This window comes from Gardnerella phocaeensis, assembly GCF_048545075.1.
Lineage (GTDB): Bacteria > Actinomycetota > Actinomycetes > Actinomycetales > Bifidobacteriaceae > Bifidobacterium > Bifidobacterium vaginale_J.
Map to the genome: position 1 here is coordinate 58,845 of NZ_JBKQXS010000003.1, position 17,932 is coordinate 76,776.

Sequence of the window (17,932 nt, forward strand, 5' to 3'; positions counted from 1 at the left end):
AAAGTTTCAACAAACTCAGCAAAACTTAAATTATTCGACAATTACTTATTTTCTTAGTAGAATGAGCGCACCTGAGAAGATAAGTAAGGATTTTGTTGAACAGTATGATAGCATTGTATTTGAATTGCGGTGGACGTCTTCGGACTAAACCTAGAAGAATCTGATGCGTCGGATTCTTCTTTTTCTTTTATGGGGTTATGAGTTATAAGACTTATAACCCCAAATATTTTTTCATCTTATGGTTCTTACCGATTGTTTCCAACCATTTATAACTAGTTTCTGCGCTTGCGCGTTGCAGCAAATGATTCAGCAAGTCCGGCGAGACCTGTGAAAAGCGAGGCAATTGCGGAAGCGAAAATTGAGGTTGTGGTTGAGCCAGTTTGTGGAAGACGCTCAACAACACGCTTAGCTTCCGGTTGCTCTGGCTGCTCTGGTTGAGCAGGAGCTGGAGCAAACTCAGGTTCTGGCTCTGCTTCTGGTTCAGGCTCAGTCTCAGGCATTGGAGTTGGCATTGGTTCAGGTTCAGGCTTAGGAGTTGGCGGCGTTGGTTTCTTTTTCAACACAAAAGTAACAGATTCTTGAACCGCAACATCACCAGTTTGAAGTCCAATATTAATATCTGCACTGCTCTTAGAAGACTGATCTGTTGATTCAACAACCCACTCATACCCATCTGGCGCTTTAACATTTGGTTTTACAGTATAATGTCCTGGCAGCAAATACACGACACCCTTAGATAAATAACCAGTAGGCAAAGAACCAGTAGAGCTCTGTATGAAATGAGTATCTTGAGACTTCATCATTGCAACTAAATCATCTTTACTACTTGCAACAATATCACCACTTGCGGCAGCAAATTGATCACCAATTTGAGCATTCTTAGAATTTAAAAGCCCATACGTTGCACCTGACTCAAACGTTCCATCAATTTTCTTATATTTCACGACCAGCTGCGTAGGAATTGCCCTAAATGTCACATAATAATGCTTTGTTGTTACTTGATTATCATCCGTATCTCGAACAATACCGTAATCGTAGTTGCCAAAATCACCTGTATTATCCGCAGTAAATTCTCCCCCTTTAGGAGTATCAATATCGTTACTGTAATAAATATAACCAGGGATATTAGTATTTTTAAGCTCTTCCATAGTTGGGCGCTTAATAGAATCTTTCTTGGGTTCTCCTTCGTAGCTTAGGAGAGGCGTATACATATTTCTGACAACCTGATTATTACCAAACCTCACTCCGGCAATATTTTTAATCTCAGACAAGTCAGATAAATCCAACTTGGTAAACGGTTTAGTAGAGAACCTATCAGTTTCACCAGAACTGCGTTGAGAAAGTTCACCATTCCCTTCAATGTTTGCTACTTTGCGATATTGCAAATCATCAACAAAATGGAATTGCGCGCCACATTCTGGTATAAAAGCAATATATCCGAAAGCTCCAGATGAGTCTTCATGATTAAATCCTTCATAACCCAAAATAGCTTCATTAGCGTTGTTGCCCTCCATAACAACATGGATAAACGTTTGGTTTTTTCTCATATAAACTTTAATATTCGTCTTATCAGCCAAATTGGATCCAACAAGCTTCCCATTTACCTCAAGCTTGTATGGAATCTTACCGTCAGGAGCTTTATTAAGGTCAAGATTTACTGATCCATCTGGATTTTTTAGCTCACGGGATGATCTATATGAATAAAATTGACCATCACCGGTATATACACTTTCTTTATCAACACGCGGTAAAAATATGAAAATATCAATTCTTCCAAGCCTGCCACTATACGTATTAATAAATCCATCAATACTTTTAGTATCACCAGATGCTTGACCATTCTCTACAGAAAACTTCTTTCCATAAGCCGTATAAAAAATCTTTTGAATAAAAGACAGAGGTCTAACAGATTTCGTTTTATCCTGCAGCTCTTTTACTTCAGCCGGTGTAATTACATTAGGGAACGGATTTGTTACATCCTTATCATTACTAAAATCGTATATGCCTTCTTTATTAGGCTTAACTTCGCTTTTCTTATCGTCATTATTTGTAGAGTCTGCTGCCGCTTTATCATCTTTTGCTGCAGGATTTTCGTTTACAGAACCAGTTGCACCTTTGACATCTTTGTCTTCTTCATCGCCGTTTGCTTTTTTATCTTCTGATACTTCTTTTGTAGATTTAGCTGACTTGTATACAGCTACTTTGCTTTTCTTTACATCAGCCGAATCGTTTGCAGAACTATTATCTTTGACATTATTATTTACAGCATCATTCTTATGAATATTAGCATTATTAGAATTTATATTATTTTTCGAAGTATCAACATTCTGAAAGTTAGCATCATCCTTTGCTTTATCAGGATTTTTAGCGAAAGGATACCCCCCCCCCGTCAGAAAATCCCGGATTCACAACTTTAGAATTAGCATTCACAACAGCATCAGCCGCAGTTGTAACACTCTCAGCAGCATTCGCACTCTGTGTAACACAAAAAGCGCAAGCAGCTGTAGCAATACTCATCATCGTCGTCGACAATACAAGCACAGTTCTCTTATTCATTTTTCCCTCGTAAAATAAACAAATTTAAAAAAACTTACAAAATAAAAACCACACAGCTGCAATCTCATCCTAAGAATGCAACCACACAAACTAATATACCATAATTCAATATAATGTATATACAAAATTATGAAAACTTACACTTAATCGCGCACGCAAATACTTTCACGCTCAACTTTCGCAAGTTCGAAGCAAACGCACATGCATAAAAGTAATCAAAACACATAGTAAGAAATCTGCTTACAAAACGACCAACCGTAATACCAGTCTCTTGATGTATGATTTCTAGTAGTGTTAGAAGGAGGGGATTTATGCTAACAATTTATGAGTTGATGGAATACTTAAAGAATACGCATCACATTGATATTGATCCAAAATCACAATTGCAATCTTTGCGCAATATTGGTTATTATCATGGCTTCAAGGGGTATAGGTTTGTGCGCGAAGATGCTAATCGTATCAGGTTCTCTTCTTTCGATGAGGTCGTTGCATTAAATGATTTTGACATGAGATTAAAAACGATTTTATATCCTGCTGTTATGTTCATTGAAAATGCGTTGAAAAGCTACGTGATAGAAGCGTTATTAAATGATTGTAAGTCTGAAAATTTCGATGATATTTACAATAAGTCGTTAACGGCTTACAAATCGCATAAATCAGGTTCTAGCGCATATAAAAATGCTTATATTAGAAGAATGAATCTTAAGGGCAGAATAAATTCAGCACTAATAAGAGATTACAGTAAAAGAAGCGTTGTTGCACATTTTTTTGATAATGATAAATCTATACCGGTGTGGGCAATATTTGAGACTTTAACTTTAGGCGAATTTGGAATGTTGTATGAGTGTGCGAACATTAAGGTTAAAAAATGTGTTTCAACTATTATGAGTTTGCCGACTAATTTAGATTCAGATGGCATGATTACGAGATTTCTTATTTATGCTATTAAGGATTTGAGGAATGCTATAGCTCATAATAATGTTATTTTTGATACTCGATTTAAAACTGGAAAAGTAGATAATAGGTTATCAATACTTCTTAAAACTGAAATGAAAATTGATAATATTGATTTTAAATACATGGATGCTTATGTTACTATTATTACTTATTTTCTTAGTAAAATGGGCGCACCTGAGAAAATGCGTAAGGATTTTGTTGAACAGTATGATAGCGAAACAGAACGTTTGAGAAAAAAGCTGCCTGTGAACATATGTAGTAAGATACTTGGAACTCAGCATAAGTCTAATATGAAATTACTTAAGTGTTTTATGAAAAAATAGTAAAATTCGTTGCACAATTTTACTTGTATGATAGCATTGTAATTGAATTGCGGTGGACGTCTTCGGACTAAACCTGGAAGAATCTGATGCGTCGGGTTCTTCTTTTTTCTTTTATGGGGTTATAAGTTGTAAGACTTATAACCCCAAATATTTCATCTTATGATTCTTACTAATCACTGCCAACCATTTATAGGGTAAGCGGCTACAAAAAGCGCATTTACAAATACCAGATGATAAAAGCGCTCAAATAATACCCCCCCCCCCCAATATTATTGAATCGTTTATATGCGAGAGACAATACACGTGACATATAACTAGAACATCGCGTTAATTTGAGCAGAAGGACACAAACATGGAAAATAACAACCTACCTAACAATAAGCAGGCGGAAGATTTGGATAAAATGCTTGCTGGCACTACTGAAGAAAGTGCAGACTACGATACTACGCAAATCGTAGAAGGCGCGGATAAATCCGCTAAAACACGCAATACTCGCATTATTGCGGGCGGCATTATTGGCGTGATTCTGTTAGCCTTGCTGGGCGGTCTGATTTGGTGGTATCAAGCCTCTAATAAGCCGCAATTTAGCAATGCTCAACGCTACGCGTCTACGCAAAACTTGTCGAATACGAAAGCTGACGAGAAAAGCAATAAAGCTCGCGAATTAGCCGACTTTTACCGTATCCACGGCAAACTTGATATTCAACCATACTATTTTAATTCGCATAACGAAATGACCGCTGATAATAAGGCTGATGCTCTAAAGCGAGCAATGATAGCATTCGACGAAGGCTTGGACGTTATGTTCCCTAGTAAAACCGCTGACCCTAATCTGACGGACGATATTTCTAAAGCCTACAATAAGGACGGTTCTATGAACGTGAAATACACGTATTTGACCAAAGAATACGTGGCTGGCACGATTTATGACGATTATCAGCGTATTTTGAATCCTATTTACGGCGGCTGGGATGATTTTTATAAGAAAGACGCTCTTAATCATAAAGATATGAATAATATCTTTAATAAAAGCGGCCTAAACGAAATATTCGATAACTGGCTTAAAGACGACTATCATATAGCCGAAATACTAGATACTTTTAGTAGTCGTGCAACAGACGAAGCGGCTACTAAAAAAGATGCTAAAAAGTTTGTCGATGAAGGATTAACAAAATACGTGCATTGGTATCGAAGGATTCCTGTCCGTCAAATAACCGGTCAGATTAAGTGCAAATATAATATTCAAAACACTGACAATGATAGCATTACATGCGAAGCTCCTATACATCATATTGCCGCCACGAAAGATAAGAAACATAAGGATTCTACTTATGACTTTAATCTAAGACTTCACTATAGAGTAAACCATGACCAATCAGTAAGCAATCGTCGTATTCTAATTGTTGGTTATGCCACAACAAATTAAATAAAAAAAATATTCAAAAATAGCGTTTTTTTAAGCCAGCCCGCGATAGATATTAGTTGAGAATACTATTCGTATCTATCAAAAGGCTGGCTTTTTTATGAAAAAACGAAAAATAATACCAATGATAACCGCAACCTTTATGGCTGCTAGCTTACTGATTACTAACACCGCATTTGCCGATGACTTAAATTGCCTCAGCAACAAAGTTAATCACTTTAAGAACCCTGGCGAATACACCGGCAATCCCGGCCAAACCAAAACTGGCCTTCAATATGTGAAAGTTGAACCAAGTAACTCCGCATTATACAATCAAATATTAGGAAAACTCAATCAAAGCGACGGTGTTCATTGCGATACTAGCGCGCCTATCTGGGCTATAAAAACCCCAGACGGGTATTATACCGCTATCAGTAAAAACTCTGAACCTACGAAAATAGACCCTACTAACCCAGATAACTGGCAAGGCAGTAAAGTCCCTGACGCGTATATGGAATATGTAAAAGCCCAACAAGAATACGTAAATAACCAAATGATTACAACCGGCATTGCTCCGGGAGCACTTAAGGCAGAATTGTCGTCACTTAACGACATAGACCCAAGTCAAGGCGTATCTGGCAAAAATATCTCTGGTTTAGAGGCATTTTGCAAGCTCATATGCGACAAATGCGAGCCTAAATGCAAGCCAGACGAATGCAAGCATGAGCCACCAGAAACTATGCCAAGACAATATTTCCTTGATAATCCTGAATATAAGCATGATAGAGCATCTCGTAGTGACGTAGCTCAGAAAGACATGCCAATGTCATGGACTATGTTCGATAATTCCGCTAAAGGCACTGACGGTTATCCGCTTAATATTCAGTATAGTGCTGAAGATGCGCCAAGCGACGGTCATATTGAGAAAGACGTGGTAATAACCCCGTTTGGCGAAATGATGAACAAGCTGCGCCAAGGCATAGGCGATTATGCTAAGTTTAAGAACCCTGCCCCAAGCGTAGAAGCTACAAACGCGTATCAGCAGGAGCTTATTCAGAGGGCGATTGAACATAAGAATCGCACTGATAAAACAAAAACGGGCATTACTATACCGAAAGACCATGCTATTTCTAAGGCTTTAGCAAAGGGCGGTATTGTAAGGGTGCAAAAGATCATATGACGGAACAATATAATACATAAGAATATTACTTTTCTTAGTCAAAGCATCATACGTATCGCGAGGGTTTTGATTAAGCTTCTTAGCAACATTTTCAATACAAAATATTGCAAAATCAAGCTTATCTTTGTCAAAGACTCTTGTAGATGGTCTAAGCATAAAAACAAGTCAAGAACATTTATATGGCTAATAAATTTTATTCTAAAATGCATGTGCAATTATTTATGCATCAATAGATGCATTTTTCTTGATAAAAACTTTTATTTTTTGTATCATAAATTAAGTTCATGTAAATGTTAATTAGTCCTAAAAAATGAGTATAAATGCGTGCAAATAAAACATTTTGCGAAGAGTGCAGGGATGAAGTTGAGTACTCAACAAAATCCGTTCCAATGACTGCATCTATTAAAGGAAAACAATATTCCTACACTGGCACAGAAGCACACTGCAAAGATTGCGGTTCTGCTGTATATGTACCCGAAATTATTGACGCGAATCTTCGAGCATTGTATGACGTGTATCGTAAAGAAAACAATATTATTCCACTTGACGAAATCAAGAAAATCCCTGCTAAATACTCAATAGGTAAACGTCCACTTTCGCTGCTACTTGGCTGGGGCGAGCAAACATTTTCTAGGTTTGCAGACGGAGATATTCCTTCAAAACAATATTCTGACATTTTGCAACACATTTATAATGATCCGGAATATTACTTGCACTTGTTAATCAGCAATAAGAACAATCTGAAATCCTCACTTAGCTACGAAAAAAGCTACAAGGCAACTCAAAAACTATTGCTTAAGTCCAACAATTCTTCAAGCAATAACGACTCTATTAACACAGATTCAAGCAACAAAATAAACGATGTAATACAATACTTGCTCGTAAAATGCGAGGACATTACTCCCCTTGCTTTGCAAAAATCATTGTACTACATACAAGGTTTTTACTTTGCATTCTATAAATCGTTCCTATTTACCGATGATTGTCAAGCATGGGTTCATGGACCCGTGTATAAAGACGTCTATTTGCGCTATAAAGACTACACTTTTACACCAATCGATTCGCCAACAACAGAAATATCAGGAATTAAATCATCAGGAAAATTAGCTGATTACAAATACGCTCAAAAAAGCGACATCACGAGACTTACAGCAGAACTAACAACTACACTATCTGCTACTGAAAAAGCAGTATGCGATAGTGTGATTGAAAATCTTTGCTGCTACAGCGGTAAAGAACTTGAACGATTCACACACACTGAAAAACCATGGGTTCTAGCACGAGGAAATCTTAACGAAAACGAATCATCAAATAAAATAATCAGAAAAAACATTATTGGTGATTATTTTAGCGAAATAAAAACAAAATTTAACATGATAAATCCCAACGACATTAGCCAGTACGCACAATACATGTTTTCAAGCAAGTAACACTATAAATAAGAATTTTCCCCTGCTGATATGAACACAACAGGGGAAAATTACTAACAATTGTGCAAAACATTCACAGCACAAAGTCTAGTTTCTGCGCTTGCGCGTTGCAGCAAATGATTTAGCAAAGCCAGCGAGCCCTGCGAAAAGCGATGCAATTGCGGAAGCGAGAACTGGTGTTGTGGTTGAGCCAGTTTGTGGAAGACGTTTAACAACTCGCTCAGCTTCCGGTTGCTCTGGTTGCGAAGGAGCTGGAGCCGGTGCTGGCTCAAGTTCTGGTTCAGGTTCAGGACTTGGAGTTGGAGTTGGTTCAGGCTCAGGTTCAGGAGTTGGCTGCGTTGGCTTCTTAGTAACAGTTACTGTGGCAGATGCTGTTGCAGTAGCGCTACCATTATCCGTTACACTAAACGTAATCTTATAGGAGCCAACTTTAGTATTATCAAAACCACCGTTATCTGTTAGCTTTACTTTACTTGTTATATCCCCATCTTCCGTATCTTTAGCAGACACGATAAGACTATTCAAATCCAACGATTCGCCTTCAGTAATTGTTTTATCTTGTAAAGTAAGTGTTGGCGAATAATTCTTATAAATCGCATACACCGTCATATCGTTATCTATTTTAGTGCTAGCGGTAAATACTTTAGTTTTATCTTTACCTGTAGAATCGGCATTCCACTCTATGAAAGAATACCCATACTTCGAAGGTTTAGTAGGCATAGACTGAGCACTAATAGACTCACCAGCTTGCACTTTTACTTTCGCATACTCACTGCCCTCATTCATAAAAGTAACTGTATGATCAGCTTCTTTTATCCACTTTGGGAACACAACGAATGTGTGGTTTGTAGTGCAATATTGTGTACCTAGTTTACTTCCAAACGTATTTACACCCTTGCTATCTCTAATCACAGCAAATAAATATGGGTAGTTAGTAGTTTGTTCGTTAAATGGTACATAGTCAACAGTTGTGTTATCTATTATCTTTTTATCGTCATCAAACATACGGTCATATGATGTATATGGGCGTTTATTTGTTGCTTTTCTAGCAACATAGAACTGCCAGCCAGCAAACTTGTAACCCACTTTTGTAGGATTAGTTGTCGGGAATTGAATAGCATTATCTTTTACTCGAATACGCTCAAAAATATTGTCACTGTTATATTTGAACTGCCAATCGCCATCAGATTGATACTCTTTATTAGCGTTTTGAGGCTGTGAATACGAGAAACACTTACTAGCTACATTCTCATCTTTGGCATAAACAATTTCCAATACATTTAGACGAAAATACTTGTTTTGAGACTTTTTATCAGACCCTTTAGATGGGGTCCAAGTAAAGTATGTGGCGTCGGGATCAAAAGCTTCGCCTTCATTAGTAGAAACATTATTGTACGTCACGTAATACGGGCTTGGAACTGTGCTGTTTACCACTGACACTATGTATGTATGGCTTGAATCATAACTACCCAAGCTTTTTGTTGCGCTCGTAGCAGTATCAGGATTATAAGTGCCAGTTGTTTCTGCTACTACCTTGTTGTTATCAGTTTTATCTATTATCTTAAATTTGATTTTAGCAAACTCATTCTTTACGTCTTGCCTAGAAGAGTCCAGCGTGGAACCAAAATCCCAACTCACAAAATTCAATTGACCAAAATCGCTATCGCTATTAATAAATGCTTTGTTATTATCGCTGTTCATAGTTTCCCAGCAAAGACTTACTTTAAGCTCGGTTTTTTCTTGCTGTTGTTGGTGATTAGGCTCTGGCTTACCACTAGCAAAAAGCGCTTGATTAAAAATCGTTGGTGAAACTGAGTTTTCACTAACTTTAGACTTTGAATCAATATTTGATTCATCTTTTGTATCAGTATTTACAGCAGAATCTACATTAGATTTAGCAGTAGTCTTAACGACAGTGTTTACATTAGTCTTTGTATCAAGCTTTGAATCAGACTTGACATCAAGCTTTGCATCAGACTTTACATCGCTCTTAGCTTCAAGCTTGGATTCAGTTTTTGTATTAGAATTTGGTTTCGAATTCGTTTCAGGTTTTATATTATCTTTATCAGAAGAATCAGAAGACTTTATGCCATTTGTCTCAGAAGAATTGGTTTCTTGAGAAGAAATATTTTCAATTGGGGGGGGGTAGTGACTTTTGCAGCGGAAACACTAGCAACATTAGAAGTAGTGTTTTCAGCAGCACTCGCACTCTGTGCAACGCAAAAAGCGCAAGCAGCTGTAGCAATACTCATCATCGTCGTCGACAATACAAGCACAGTTCTCTTATTCATTTTTCCCTCTTATAAAATAAACAAATTTAAAAAAACTTATAAAATCACACAGCTGCAATCTCATCCTAAGAATGCAACCTCATTAACCAGTATACCATAATTCAATATAATGTATATACAAAATTATGAAAGCTTACACTTAATCTCGCACGCAAATGCTTTCACACACAAGTTGCGCAAGTTCGAAGCAAACGCACATGCATAAAAGTCATTACAGCGAGAAGAATAATCAAATAAGCTGGAAGCAGGATCATGGAAACATTCTGCGCAATTATTCCAAAAATAGCAGGCATTACCATAGATCCAATATATGCACTTGCCATTTGCATTCCAACAATCGCTTGAGACTTATCAGCACCAAAATAATGCGGAGTTGAATGAATAATACATGGGTAAACTGGAGCGCATCCTAGTCCAATAATTACAAATCCTGCAATAAGCTCAATATGATTCGGCAAAGGCAGCAACAATACTAAAATGCCAACAAGCATCACGCACTGACCAATACGAATCATGGTTGCATCGTTAAAACGCATAGTAAGAAATCCGCTTACAAAACGGCCAACCGTAATACCAACATAAAACAAGCTTGCCCAGCCGGCTGCAACAATGCGGCTAACTCCTCCATGCAAAACCATGTAACTACTAGCCCATAACCCTGCAGTTTGTTCCAAAGCGCAATAGCAAAAGAACATAATAAGAATATTTTTCGCTCCTGGAATCCGCAAAACTTCCTTATAAGATAGCATCCCAGAAGATTGTTTCTTCACCTCAGTAAGATTATGCGGCCCTGCCTTTTTATTATTATTTTTCCACAGCGGCAAACTCATAAGCAGCACAAGTGTTAAAGCAATTTGTATAACAGCAATATACTGGTAGCCTGCAGGCCAACGTTGACCGTGAGAAAGTGCGAAACCCATAACGTAAGGGCCTGCTGAAGCCCCAATTCCCCACATGCAATGAAGCCAGCTCATATGCCAGCTTTCATAATGCACTGCAACGTAATTATTAAGAGCTGCGTCCACTCCTCCAGCACCCAAACCGTATGGTATAGCTAGAAAAATAAGCACAAGATAATTCGGAGCAAAAGAAAAACCTAGTAACGCTAAAGCTGTTAAAGCAACTGAAATAAGCGTAACCTTACCCGGACCAAACTTATGCGTAAGCCTATTAGATAGCAGCGCAGAAACAATTGTTCCTGCAGAAATAACCATTGATATTCCGCCAGCCCAAGAAATTTGCGCACCAACATCATGACTCATCGTAGGCCACGCAGCTCCAAGAAGAGCATCCGGCAAACCCAAGCTTATAAAAGCAAGATAAATAACAGCAAGAAGAAGGTTAATCATAAAAATTCCCTAACCTCAGTACTTCATATTTCTAATGCAAACACGCCCTCATAAAGCGATGCAAACAACATGCCGATATCAGGTATCGATTTTGGAACGATCGAAGTCGTCTGCGTTATCAACAATGAACTGCTTGCGCGGAGGAACATCATCGCCCATCAGCAAATCGAATACCTCACTCGCCTGCTGAGCATCTTCCATGCGAATCCTTCTAAGCATACGGGTTCTAGGATCCATGGTTGTGTCTGCAAGCTGATCCGCATCCATCTCACCCAAGCCCTTATAACGCTGAATATCGCTGTTAAAATCAATGCCTTTAGCTTGCAAATCGTTGAGCTTTCCAGCCAATTCGTCGTCTGAGTAAGTATAAATATACTCGCCCTTGTGCTTTCCAGCGAGCGCAATCCTGTGAAGAGGCGGCACTGCAGCATAAACATGGCCGTGCTCAATAAGCGGACGCATATAACGGTAGAACAGCGTTAGAAGCAAAATACGAATATGCGCGCCGTCAACATCAGCATCTGTCATCATAACAATCTTGTTATAACGTGCTTGTGAAATATCAAAACTTGCGCCCGATCCTGCTCCAACAACTTGAATAATTGCAGCGCACTCTTTGTTGGAAAGCATTTGTGCAAGACTTGCTTTTTGCACGTTCAAAATCTTACCGCGAATTGGAAGAAGCGCTTGGAAAGCAGAATTTCGAGCAGCTTTTGCAGTACCAAGTGCAGAATCACCCTCGACGATGAAAAGTTCTGCAACATCGTCGTTTCCAGGCTGGCAGTCAGAAAGTTTCGGCGGCATTGAAGCAGACTCAAGGGCATTCTTTCTGCGCGTAACTTCCTTAGTTTTACGCGCCTGAATACGCGCATGCATTTCGGAAACGATTTTTTCCAAAACCCTAGCAGACTGCTCTTTGAATCCTCTCTTAGAACCGGTAATCATCTCACCGAATTGAGCATCAGTCATTTTAGTAACGATTGGCTTAACTTGAGCGGTTCCAAGAACATCCTTAGTTTGACCTTGGAATTGAGGCTCAGCAATGCGAACAGTTACGACTGCTACCAATCCTGCTGTAATATCATCGCGCTCAATTTTCGTATTCGAATCTTTAAGATTTACTTTTAGTTTGCGCGCGTTGTCTTCAACAGCTTTACGAATTTGCTTAGTCAATCCTTGCAAGAATCCGTCAACGTGCATACCTCCGCCAGGAGTTTCAACAACGTTTACGAAACTAATAATCGTTGAATCGTAGCCGTTTACCCAACGCATTGCAATGTCAACGCCGCATTTTCGAGTTACTTGCTGCGCGTGTAAATCTCCTGCAGAATCAACAGCTTGCGTTTCTTCTACATACGTATCTTCGCCAGAAATACGCCAAATATCCGATACTGCTTCACCTTTTGAAAGAAAATCAACGAAATCTTTAACGCCACCATTATGCAAAAATTCAACTACTCGAGGATGATGCTTATTTTGCATTGAGTTAGCAGACTGAGCATTTGCAACAGATTGTGCAACTGATTCTTCAGATTCAGCATCTTCAGTATCATCTTCAGTCTCATCTTCATTCGCGATATTTTCAGTCTTATCTTCAGAATCATCTTCATCTTCTAATGTTGTTTCAGATTCTAATTCTTCAAAATCAGCCGCAGAGTTATCGCTATTATCAGACTTGTTTTCAAGAAGATTATCTTCTGCAACATTATCGTCTACAACATTGTCTTCTGGAGAATCAATTTCTTCAATATTTGCAGATTCACCTTCAGGAACATGCTCGTCAATAACAGTAATTTTTAAACCTGGAACCAGGAAACTTGTTTGACGCACGCGAGCAATAAGCTGCTCATAGCTGAAATGTGCAGTTGAGTTAAAAATTTCTGGATCCGCCCAGTAGCGTACACGAGTTCCGGTAGTTTTTGGCGAAACAGTGCCAATAATTTCAAGCTCAGTAGGCTTATTTTTGCGCGTGCGCTTAAACGGAGAAGCAGGAGATGGATGCTCTGGATCTGCATCAGAATAAACACCAGGATGTCCCTGATGGAACGCCATATGATGCGTTTTGCCATCTCTATCAACTTCAACATCTAAACGCAAGCTTAAAGCGTTTACAACAGAAGAGCCAACGCCATGTAAACCGCCTGCAGCATTATAAGAAGCGTTACCAAACTTTGCTCCAGCATGAAGCTTAGTTAAAACAACTTCAACACCAGTGAGCTTTGTTTTTGGCTCAACGTCTACTGGAATACCACGACCGTTATCTGCAACTTCAATAGATCCATCGTCGTGAAGAGTAACAACAATATGGTCGCAAGCTCCAGCTAAAGCTTCGTCAACTGCGTTGTCAATAATCTCCCAAAGGCAATGCATTAAACCTTGACTATCAGTAGTGCCAATATACATGCCTGGACGCTTACGAACTGCGTCTAAGCCTTCAAGCACAGTCAAGCTATCAGCATCATACTGCTCTTTATGAGAGACCACTTCTACCCCTTGCACTTATTAAACGTACAACCGATTATTTTAAGCAATAAGTGTCGTATTATCACAAAAGCAACAATACGACACTTTAGAATATAACTTCACACAATCACTGATCTAAGAAGTCACGCAAAGTTTGCGATCTAGAAGGATGACGCAGCTTAGACATTGTTTTAGACTCAATTTGACGAATACGTTCACGAGTAACACCGTAAACGCGACCAATATCGTCTAAAGTCTTTGGCTGACCATCTTCCAAGCCATAGCGCATCTTAATAACTCCAGCCTCTCTAGGAGCCAAAGTTTCCAAAACTTGCCTAAACTGTTCTTGAAGGAGTGAGAATGCAACAGCATCAGACGGTGCGATTGCGTCAGTATCTTCAATCAAATCGCCGAACTCAGAATCGCCATCCTCGCCCAAAGGAGTGTGCAAAGAAATTGGCTCACGACCATACTTCTGTACTTCTTGCACCTTCTCAACAGGCATATCAAGCTCGCGAGCAAGCTCATCTGGCGTAGGTTCGCGACCTAAATCTTGAAGCATTTGACGCTGAACCCTAGAAAGCTTATTAATAACTTCAACCATATGCACTGGAACTCGAATAGTACGAGCCTGATCTGCCATAGCACGCGTAATAGCCTGGCGAATCCACCAAGTTGCGTAGGTTGAGAACTTAAAGCCCTTCTTCCAGTCGAACTTTTCAACTGCACGAATCAAACCGAGATTACCTTCCTGAATTAAATCAAGGAAAAGCATGCCTCGACCGGTATAACGCTTTGCAAGAGAAACAACAAGACGCAAGTTTGCTTCAAGAAGATGATCTTTAGCTTTCTTACCATCTGCTGCAGCCCACTTAAGCTCACGCTTACGCTTAAACTCCATTTGATCAATTTGCGTATCAAGCAAATGCTGAGCATACAATCCAGCTTCAATACGCTCTGACAAATCAACTTCTTGCTCAGCATTAAGCAAGCTCACGCGACCAATCTGCTTTAAATAATCCTTAACAGGATCTGCAGTAGCGCCTGTAGCAATTACACGACGTTTAGGATTACCAGATGGAGTTAGATTATCGTCATCGTCATCATCACGTACAACAAATGCGCCTTTTGCTTGTGGCACTTGCGGAGCATCATGCTTAATTTCGTCGTGATCCTCAATGTCATCAAGATCTTCAGACTCTTCATCATCAAGATCATCTGTAACGTCAATATCGCTTAAATCGTCAACATCAGATATATCTTCTGGCTGAATATCGTCTAAATCATCAAGATTCAAATGTTCATCATCAACATCAAGATGTGGATCGTCATCTAAAGGATCATCAATAGATAATTGATCTTGAGATTCAATGTCTACGCTATCCTCAGTTTCGTCATGTTCAGCATCAGACAATACTGATTCAGTATCAATCTTGTTGTCTTCAGTTTTCTTTGAGCGAGAACTGCGCGTCTTGCTATCAGCTGACGAAGTTCGAGTACTGGTTTTACGCGCAGCGCTAGCCTTGCGAGTTTTTACAGGCTTAGTATCATCTTGCATTTCGTCGCTGTCGACCGTTGATCCAACTTCACTCGTCAAACTGTTCCTCCTGTATTATCCCCTTGTAACGCATATAGGCATAGTTCATGCAAGGGCAAGTTTTACCTTAAGTAGTAAACCATTTAAGCAAGACGATTATTCCCCAACTAATTTTTGCGGCGTGGCGAATTATTCAATCCATGCTGGCTCAAGACCATTTTCGAATGCTCCACATACTATTTTTGCCATAGAACAATCAGGATCAATTTGCAATGCACAATCACAATAATATTTTACTTCTCCTAGCCTAAACCACCAACTGATATAAGCTAACAAAGCGTAAACTTGCACAGATAATTTTGGAATGCTTCTAGTAATAATAGCCATAGATTTTAAAATTTTGCACGCGAAAATAGCTCTCTTTATATCAGGCTTATTATTTGTTTGAGTGAATTTTGCTTCTAAGCAATGCCGCAAATTACGAGATACTTCAGGAGTGTGAGGGTACCAAGCAAATTCCGACAAAGTTTTTTCGTCATACCATTCTTGATTTTCATCTAGAATAGAAATAAGCATTGCATCACGAACATTAATATTATGCAACATTGCTATTGGCAGGTTTACTAGATCATATCCAAAAATTTTTTCATCGTAAGCAAACATGTTGTACCATCGCATAAGTGCTCTGCTTGCAATATCTCTAATAGCGTATTGCTTGCCATTTCGATCAACATTTTCTATAAAAGCTTCCGAAACTGCAGGAACCCAATATTCTAATCCTTTAATCCATTGCGCACTATCACTACAGTTGTTGTAAATATATTCCTTAGAAAAAGTCATAAAAAAGCTGCACTCTTTGGAAGGATATATATTCCCATTAATATCTGAAATTTCTCTTCCAGCAAAACTATCAAAATCTTCTGAACCTGCAAAATCTAAACAACCATTAAAAGAATTAGCACTTTCACCATAAATTTGCATAAGACTTTGCATATCAAAGTCATCCATACAATTATGCGATATTTTCGTTTTCAAATCATCCTCTACAATTTCCATGCATACTCCCCCTCATTTTTTACATGATTTTTTACATGATTTTTTATTTTGATAATCAAACTATGCAATAGCATTTTTTGATATATTGAAGTTTCTCAAGATATAAGTCAGCATTCAATAAAAAATTATTTCTGCGGTGAAAAGCTTATTAAAGCATAATAATAACTGCGTTTTGTAATGTTCAGCCCTGTGGATAACTTTCATAATATGAGCACATTTATAGGCAACAATTACAGTCTTAACGATATTGAATCTAGAATTGCTTTTTTAATTTCTCAGCAATTTAATACTGAACTAGAAAATAATCTTTCATCCACATGTGCGCAAACATTACAGCAAGTAATAAAGCAAGCTATTGTTTCAAGCGAAGGCGGAAAACGTCTTAGAGCTCTTCTTACGATTTCAGCATTTTACGCTGCATCAAAAGAAAACAATATTCAAAAAATCCATGAACAGTCTGTATTTGACATAGCTTGTGCTCTAGAAGTATTTCAAACAGCTGCATTAGTTCATGATGATATTATCGACGAATCTTATTTGAGACGTGGAAAGCCTAGTGCGTATTGTGCATTAAGTAAAGCTTGCAATAATAAGCATATTGGCACAGGCTTAGGTTTAATGCTGGGAGATCTACTTGCCACAGAAAGTTTCGATATTGCAAGAAATTGTGCGAAGAATTTTACTTATGGAGAGGAATTGTTAGCAGCATTTGCGTCTATGCAAAGAAATGTTGGTATTGGTCAAGTATTGGATTTGTCAATAGAAATGATGCAACTAGATAATCCAATGCAACTTGCTGAATCATCTTTGAATGTTTTTAGATGGAAAACAGCCAGTTACACTACAGTTGCTCCATTAACTCTCGGCTTTCTTGCAGCAAACATGCAACCAAGTGAAGCATACAATCTTGCTAATTCTATTGGCGATTCGTTAGGTGTTGCTTTCCAAATTGCTGACGATTTGCTTGATATTGTTTCAGATAGCAAGATTACAGGTAAACCTATTGGCGGTGATATTAGAGAAGGCAAGCGTGCAGTTCTTCTTGCAGACGCTTTGCAATACGGAACCGATAGTGAAAGAGAAATACTATTAAAAGCTTACACGAGTAGTACTCGAAGTGAAGATGATGTAAATAAAATAATACAGATTTACTATGATTCTGGTGCTATTGAAAAATCAAAAAAGCGAATTGAGAATCTGTGGAATGATTCACAACAAGCAATCGAATCGAGTACATTGAGCGATAGTGGAAAAGCTATTTTGCATGAAATTAGCAAACGATTTATACCTGAAGCATGGCGTAATGTACAATAATATTTAGTAAATAACGCTCGAAATTAGCCTTCTTTACTATCTTGCTTGTACACTCGTAAGTAGTAAAAATGGTT

At 38.4% G+C, this 17,932-nt stretch carries 13 protein-coding genes and 2 pseudogenes; 7 read left to right on the forward strand and 8 right to left on the reverse strand.

Going from position 1 to position 17,932, the window contains the following annotated elements; all coding sequences use genetic code 11:
* Positions 1-272: 272 nt before the first annotated feature.
* Positions 273-2,003: a hypothetical protein gene (locus ACJV2T_RS04590; RefSeq protein WP_472850117.1), complete on the reverse strand. Its 1,731-nt coding sequence runs from the start codon at positions 2,001-2,003 to the stop codon at positions 273-275.
* Here ACJV2T_RS04590 and ACJV2T_RS04595 point away from each other — a divergent pair.
* Entirely contained in the window at positions 2,002-2,280 is a 279-nt protein-coding gene (locus ACJV2T_RS04595) for a hypothetical protein (RefSeq protein ID WP_415686883.1), read from the forward strand. The two genes, ACJV2T_RS04590 and ACJV2T_RS04595, sit on opposite strands and share 2 nt — an antisense overlap.
* Positions 2,281-2,364: 84 nt before the next feature.
* On the opposite strand, the gene ACJV2T_RS04600 is transcribed toward ACJV2T_RS04595, so the two are convergent.
* On the reverse strand, positions 2,365-2,556 hold the full coding sequence (locus tag ACJV2T_RS04600) for a primosome assembly protein PriA (protein ID WP_415686884.1): 192 nt from the start codon (positions 2,554-2,556) through the stop codon (positions 2,365-2,367).
* A 311-nt stretch (positions 2,557-2,867) separates the two neighbouring features.
* Here ACJV2T_RS04600 and ACJV2T_RS04605 point away from each other — a divergent pair, with 311 nt between their 5' ends.
* The 3 genes from ACJV2T_RS04605 to ACJV2T_RS04615 all read left to right on the forward strand — a co-directional run bounded on the left by ACJV2T_RS04605 (position 2,868) and on the right by ACJV2T_RS04615 (position 6,418).
* Positions 2,868-3,836 (forward strand): Abi family protein, encoded by a 969-nt coding sequence (locus ACJV2T_RS04605; RefSeq protein ID WP_415683003.1) that lies wholly within the window; start codon positions 2,868-2,870, stop codon positions 3,834-3,836.
* A gap of 352 nt (positions 3,837-4,188) precedes the next feature.
* Complete coding sequence (locus tag ACJV2T_RS04610; protein WP_419399292.1) at positions 4,189-5,262, forward strand: hypothetical protein; 1,074 nt, start codon at positions 4,189-4,191, stop codon at positions 5,260-5,262.
* Positions 5,263-5,359: 97 nt separating this feature from the next.
* Positions 5,360-6,418 carry a hypothetical protein gene (locus ACJV2T_RS04615; RefSeq protein ID WP_419399293.1) on the forward strand — a complete coding sequence of 353 codons (1,059 nt, stop codon included), beginning with the start codon at positions 5,360-5,362 and terminating at the stop codon, positions 6,416-6,418.
* On the opposite strand, the pseudogene ACJV2T_RS04620 reads toward ACJV2T_RS04615, so the two are convergent.
* Positions 6,401-6,574, reverse strand: a pseudogene (locus tag ACJV2T_RS04620) (DUF3791 domain-containing protein); the annotation flags it as partial. The gene ACJV2T_RS04615 and the pseudogene ACJV2T_RS04620 sit on opposite strands and share 18 nt — an antisense overlap.
* 164 nt (positions 6,575-6,738) lie before the next feature.
* Here ACJV2T_RS04620 and ACJV2T_RS04625 point away from each other — a divergent pair.
* Positions 6,739-7,848 carry a type II TA system antitoxin MqsA family protein gene (locus ACJV2T_RS04625; protein ID WP_419399294.1) on the forward strand — a complete coding sequence of 370 codons (1,110 nt, stop codon included), beginning with the start codon at positions 6,739-6,741 and terminating at the stop codon, positions 7,846-7,848.
* An 87-nt stretch (positions 7,849-7,935) separates the two neighbouring features.
* On the opposite strand, the pseudogene ACJV2T_RS04630 reads toward ACJV2T_RS04625, so the two are convergent.
* Positions 7,936-10,103 (reverse strand): annotated as a pseudogene (locus ACJV2T_RS04630) (InlB B-repeat-containing protein).
* Between ACJV2T_RS04630 and ACJV2T_RS04635 the strand changes: the two are divergent.
* The gene (locus ACJV2T_RS04635; RefSeq protein WP_419399322.1) at positions 9,997-10,239 is read left to right on the forward strand and encodes a hypothetical protein; all 243 of its coding nucleotides are present in this window, start codon (positions 9,997-9,999) and stop codon (positions 10,237-10,239) included. The pseudogene ACJV2T_RS04630 and the gene ACJV2T_RS04635 sit on opposite strands and share 107 nt — an antisense overlap.
* A 61-nt stretch (positions 10,240-10,300) precedes the next feature.
* Here ACJV2T_RS04635 and ACJV2T_RS04640 read toward each other — a convergent pair whose 3' ends face one another.
* The 4 genes from ACJV2T_RS04640 to ACJV2T_RS04655 all read right to left on the reverse strand — a co-directional run bounded on the left by ACJV2T_RS04640 (position 10,301) and on the right by ACJV2T_RS04655 (position 16,544).
* Positions 10,301-11,488: an MFS transporter gene (locus ACJV2T_RS04640; RefSeq protein ID WP_419399295.1), complete on the reverse strand. Its 1,188-nt coding sequence runs from the start codon at positions 11,486-11,488 to the stop codon at positions 10,301-10,303.
* A gap of 78 nt (positions 11,489-11,566) precedes the next feature.
* Positions 11,567-13,972 (reverse strand): DNA gyrase/topoisomerase IV subunit B, encoded by a 2,406-nt coding sequence (locus ACJV2T_RS04645; protein ID WP_419399296.1) that lies wholly within the window; start codon positions 13,970-13,972, stop codon positions 11,567-11,569.
* A gap of 106 nt (positions 13,973-14,078) precedes the next feature.
* Entirely contained in the window at positions 14,079-15,548 is a 1,470-nt protein-coding gene (locus ACJV2T_RS04650) for an RNA polymerase sigma factor (RefSeq protein WP_415686890.1), read from the reverse strand.
* Positions 15,549-15,677: 129 nt separating this feature from the next.
* Complete coding sequence (locus tag ACJV2T_RS04655) at positions 15,678-16,544, reverse strand: hypothetical protein (protein ID WP_419399297.1); 867 nt, start codon at positions 16,542-16,544, stop codon at positions 15,678-15,680.
* A 207-nt stretch (positions 16,545-16,751) separates the two neighbouring features.
* Between ACJV2T_RS04655 and ACJV2T_RS04660 the strand changes: the two genes are divergently transcribed.
* Positions 16,752-17,858 carry a polyprenyl synthetase family protein gene (locus ACJV2T_RS04660; protein WP_415686892.1) on the forward strand — a complete coding sequence of 369 codons (1,107 nt, stop codon included), beginning with the start codon at positions 16,752-16,754 and terminating at the stop codon, positions 17,856-17,858.
* Positions 17,859-17,932: the final 74 nt, after the last annotated feature.

Excerpts from the sequence above, each read along its gene's own strand:
- ACJV2T_RS04595 (WP_415686883.1), top strand. The coding sequence starts at position 2,002 with ATGCCTTCTTTATTAGGCTTAACTTCGCTTTTCTTATCGTCATTATTT.
- ACJV2T_RS04600 (WP_415686884.1), bottom strand. The coding sequence starts at position 2,556 with ATGAATAAGAGAACTGTGCTTGTATTGTCGACGACGATGATGAGTATT.
- ACJV2T_RS04605 (WP_415683003.1), top strand. The coding sequence starts at position 2,868 with ATGCTAACAATTTATGAGTTGATGGAATACTTAAAGAATACGCATCAC.
- ACJV2T_RS04610 (WP_419399292.1), top strand. The coding sequence starts at position 4,189 with ATGGAAAATAACAACCTACCTAACAATAAGCAGGCGGAAGATTTGGAT.
- ACJV2T_RS04615 (WP_419399293.1), top strand. The coding sequence starts at position 5,360 with ATGAAAAAACGAAAAATAATACCAATGATAACCGCAACCTTTATGGCT.
- ACJV2T_RS04625 (WP_419399294.1), top strand. The coding sequence starts at position 6,739 with ATGCGTGCAAATAAAACATTTTGCGAAGAGTGCAGGGATGAAGTTGAG.
- ACJV2T_RS04640 (WP_419399295.1), bottom strand. The coding sequence starts at position 11,488 with ATGATTAACCTTCTTCTTGCTGTTATTTATCTTGCTTTTATAAGCTTG.
- ACJV2T_RS04655 (WP_419399297.1), bottom strand. The coding sequence starts at position 16,544 with ATGGAAATTGTAGAGGATGATTTGAAAACGAAAATATCGCATAATTGT.
- ACJV2T_RS04660 (WP_415686892.1), top strand. The coding sequence starts at position 16,752 with ATGAGCACATTTATAGGCAACAATTACAGTCTTAACGATATTGAATCT.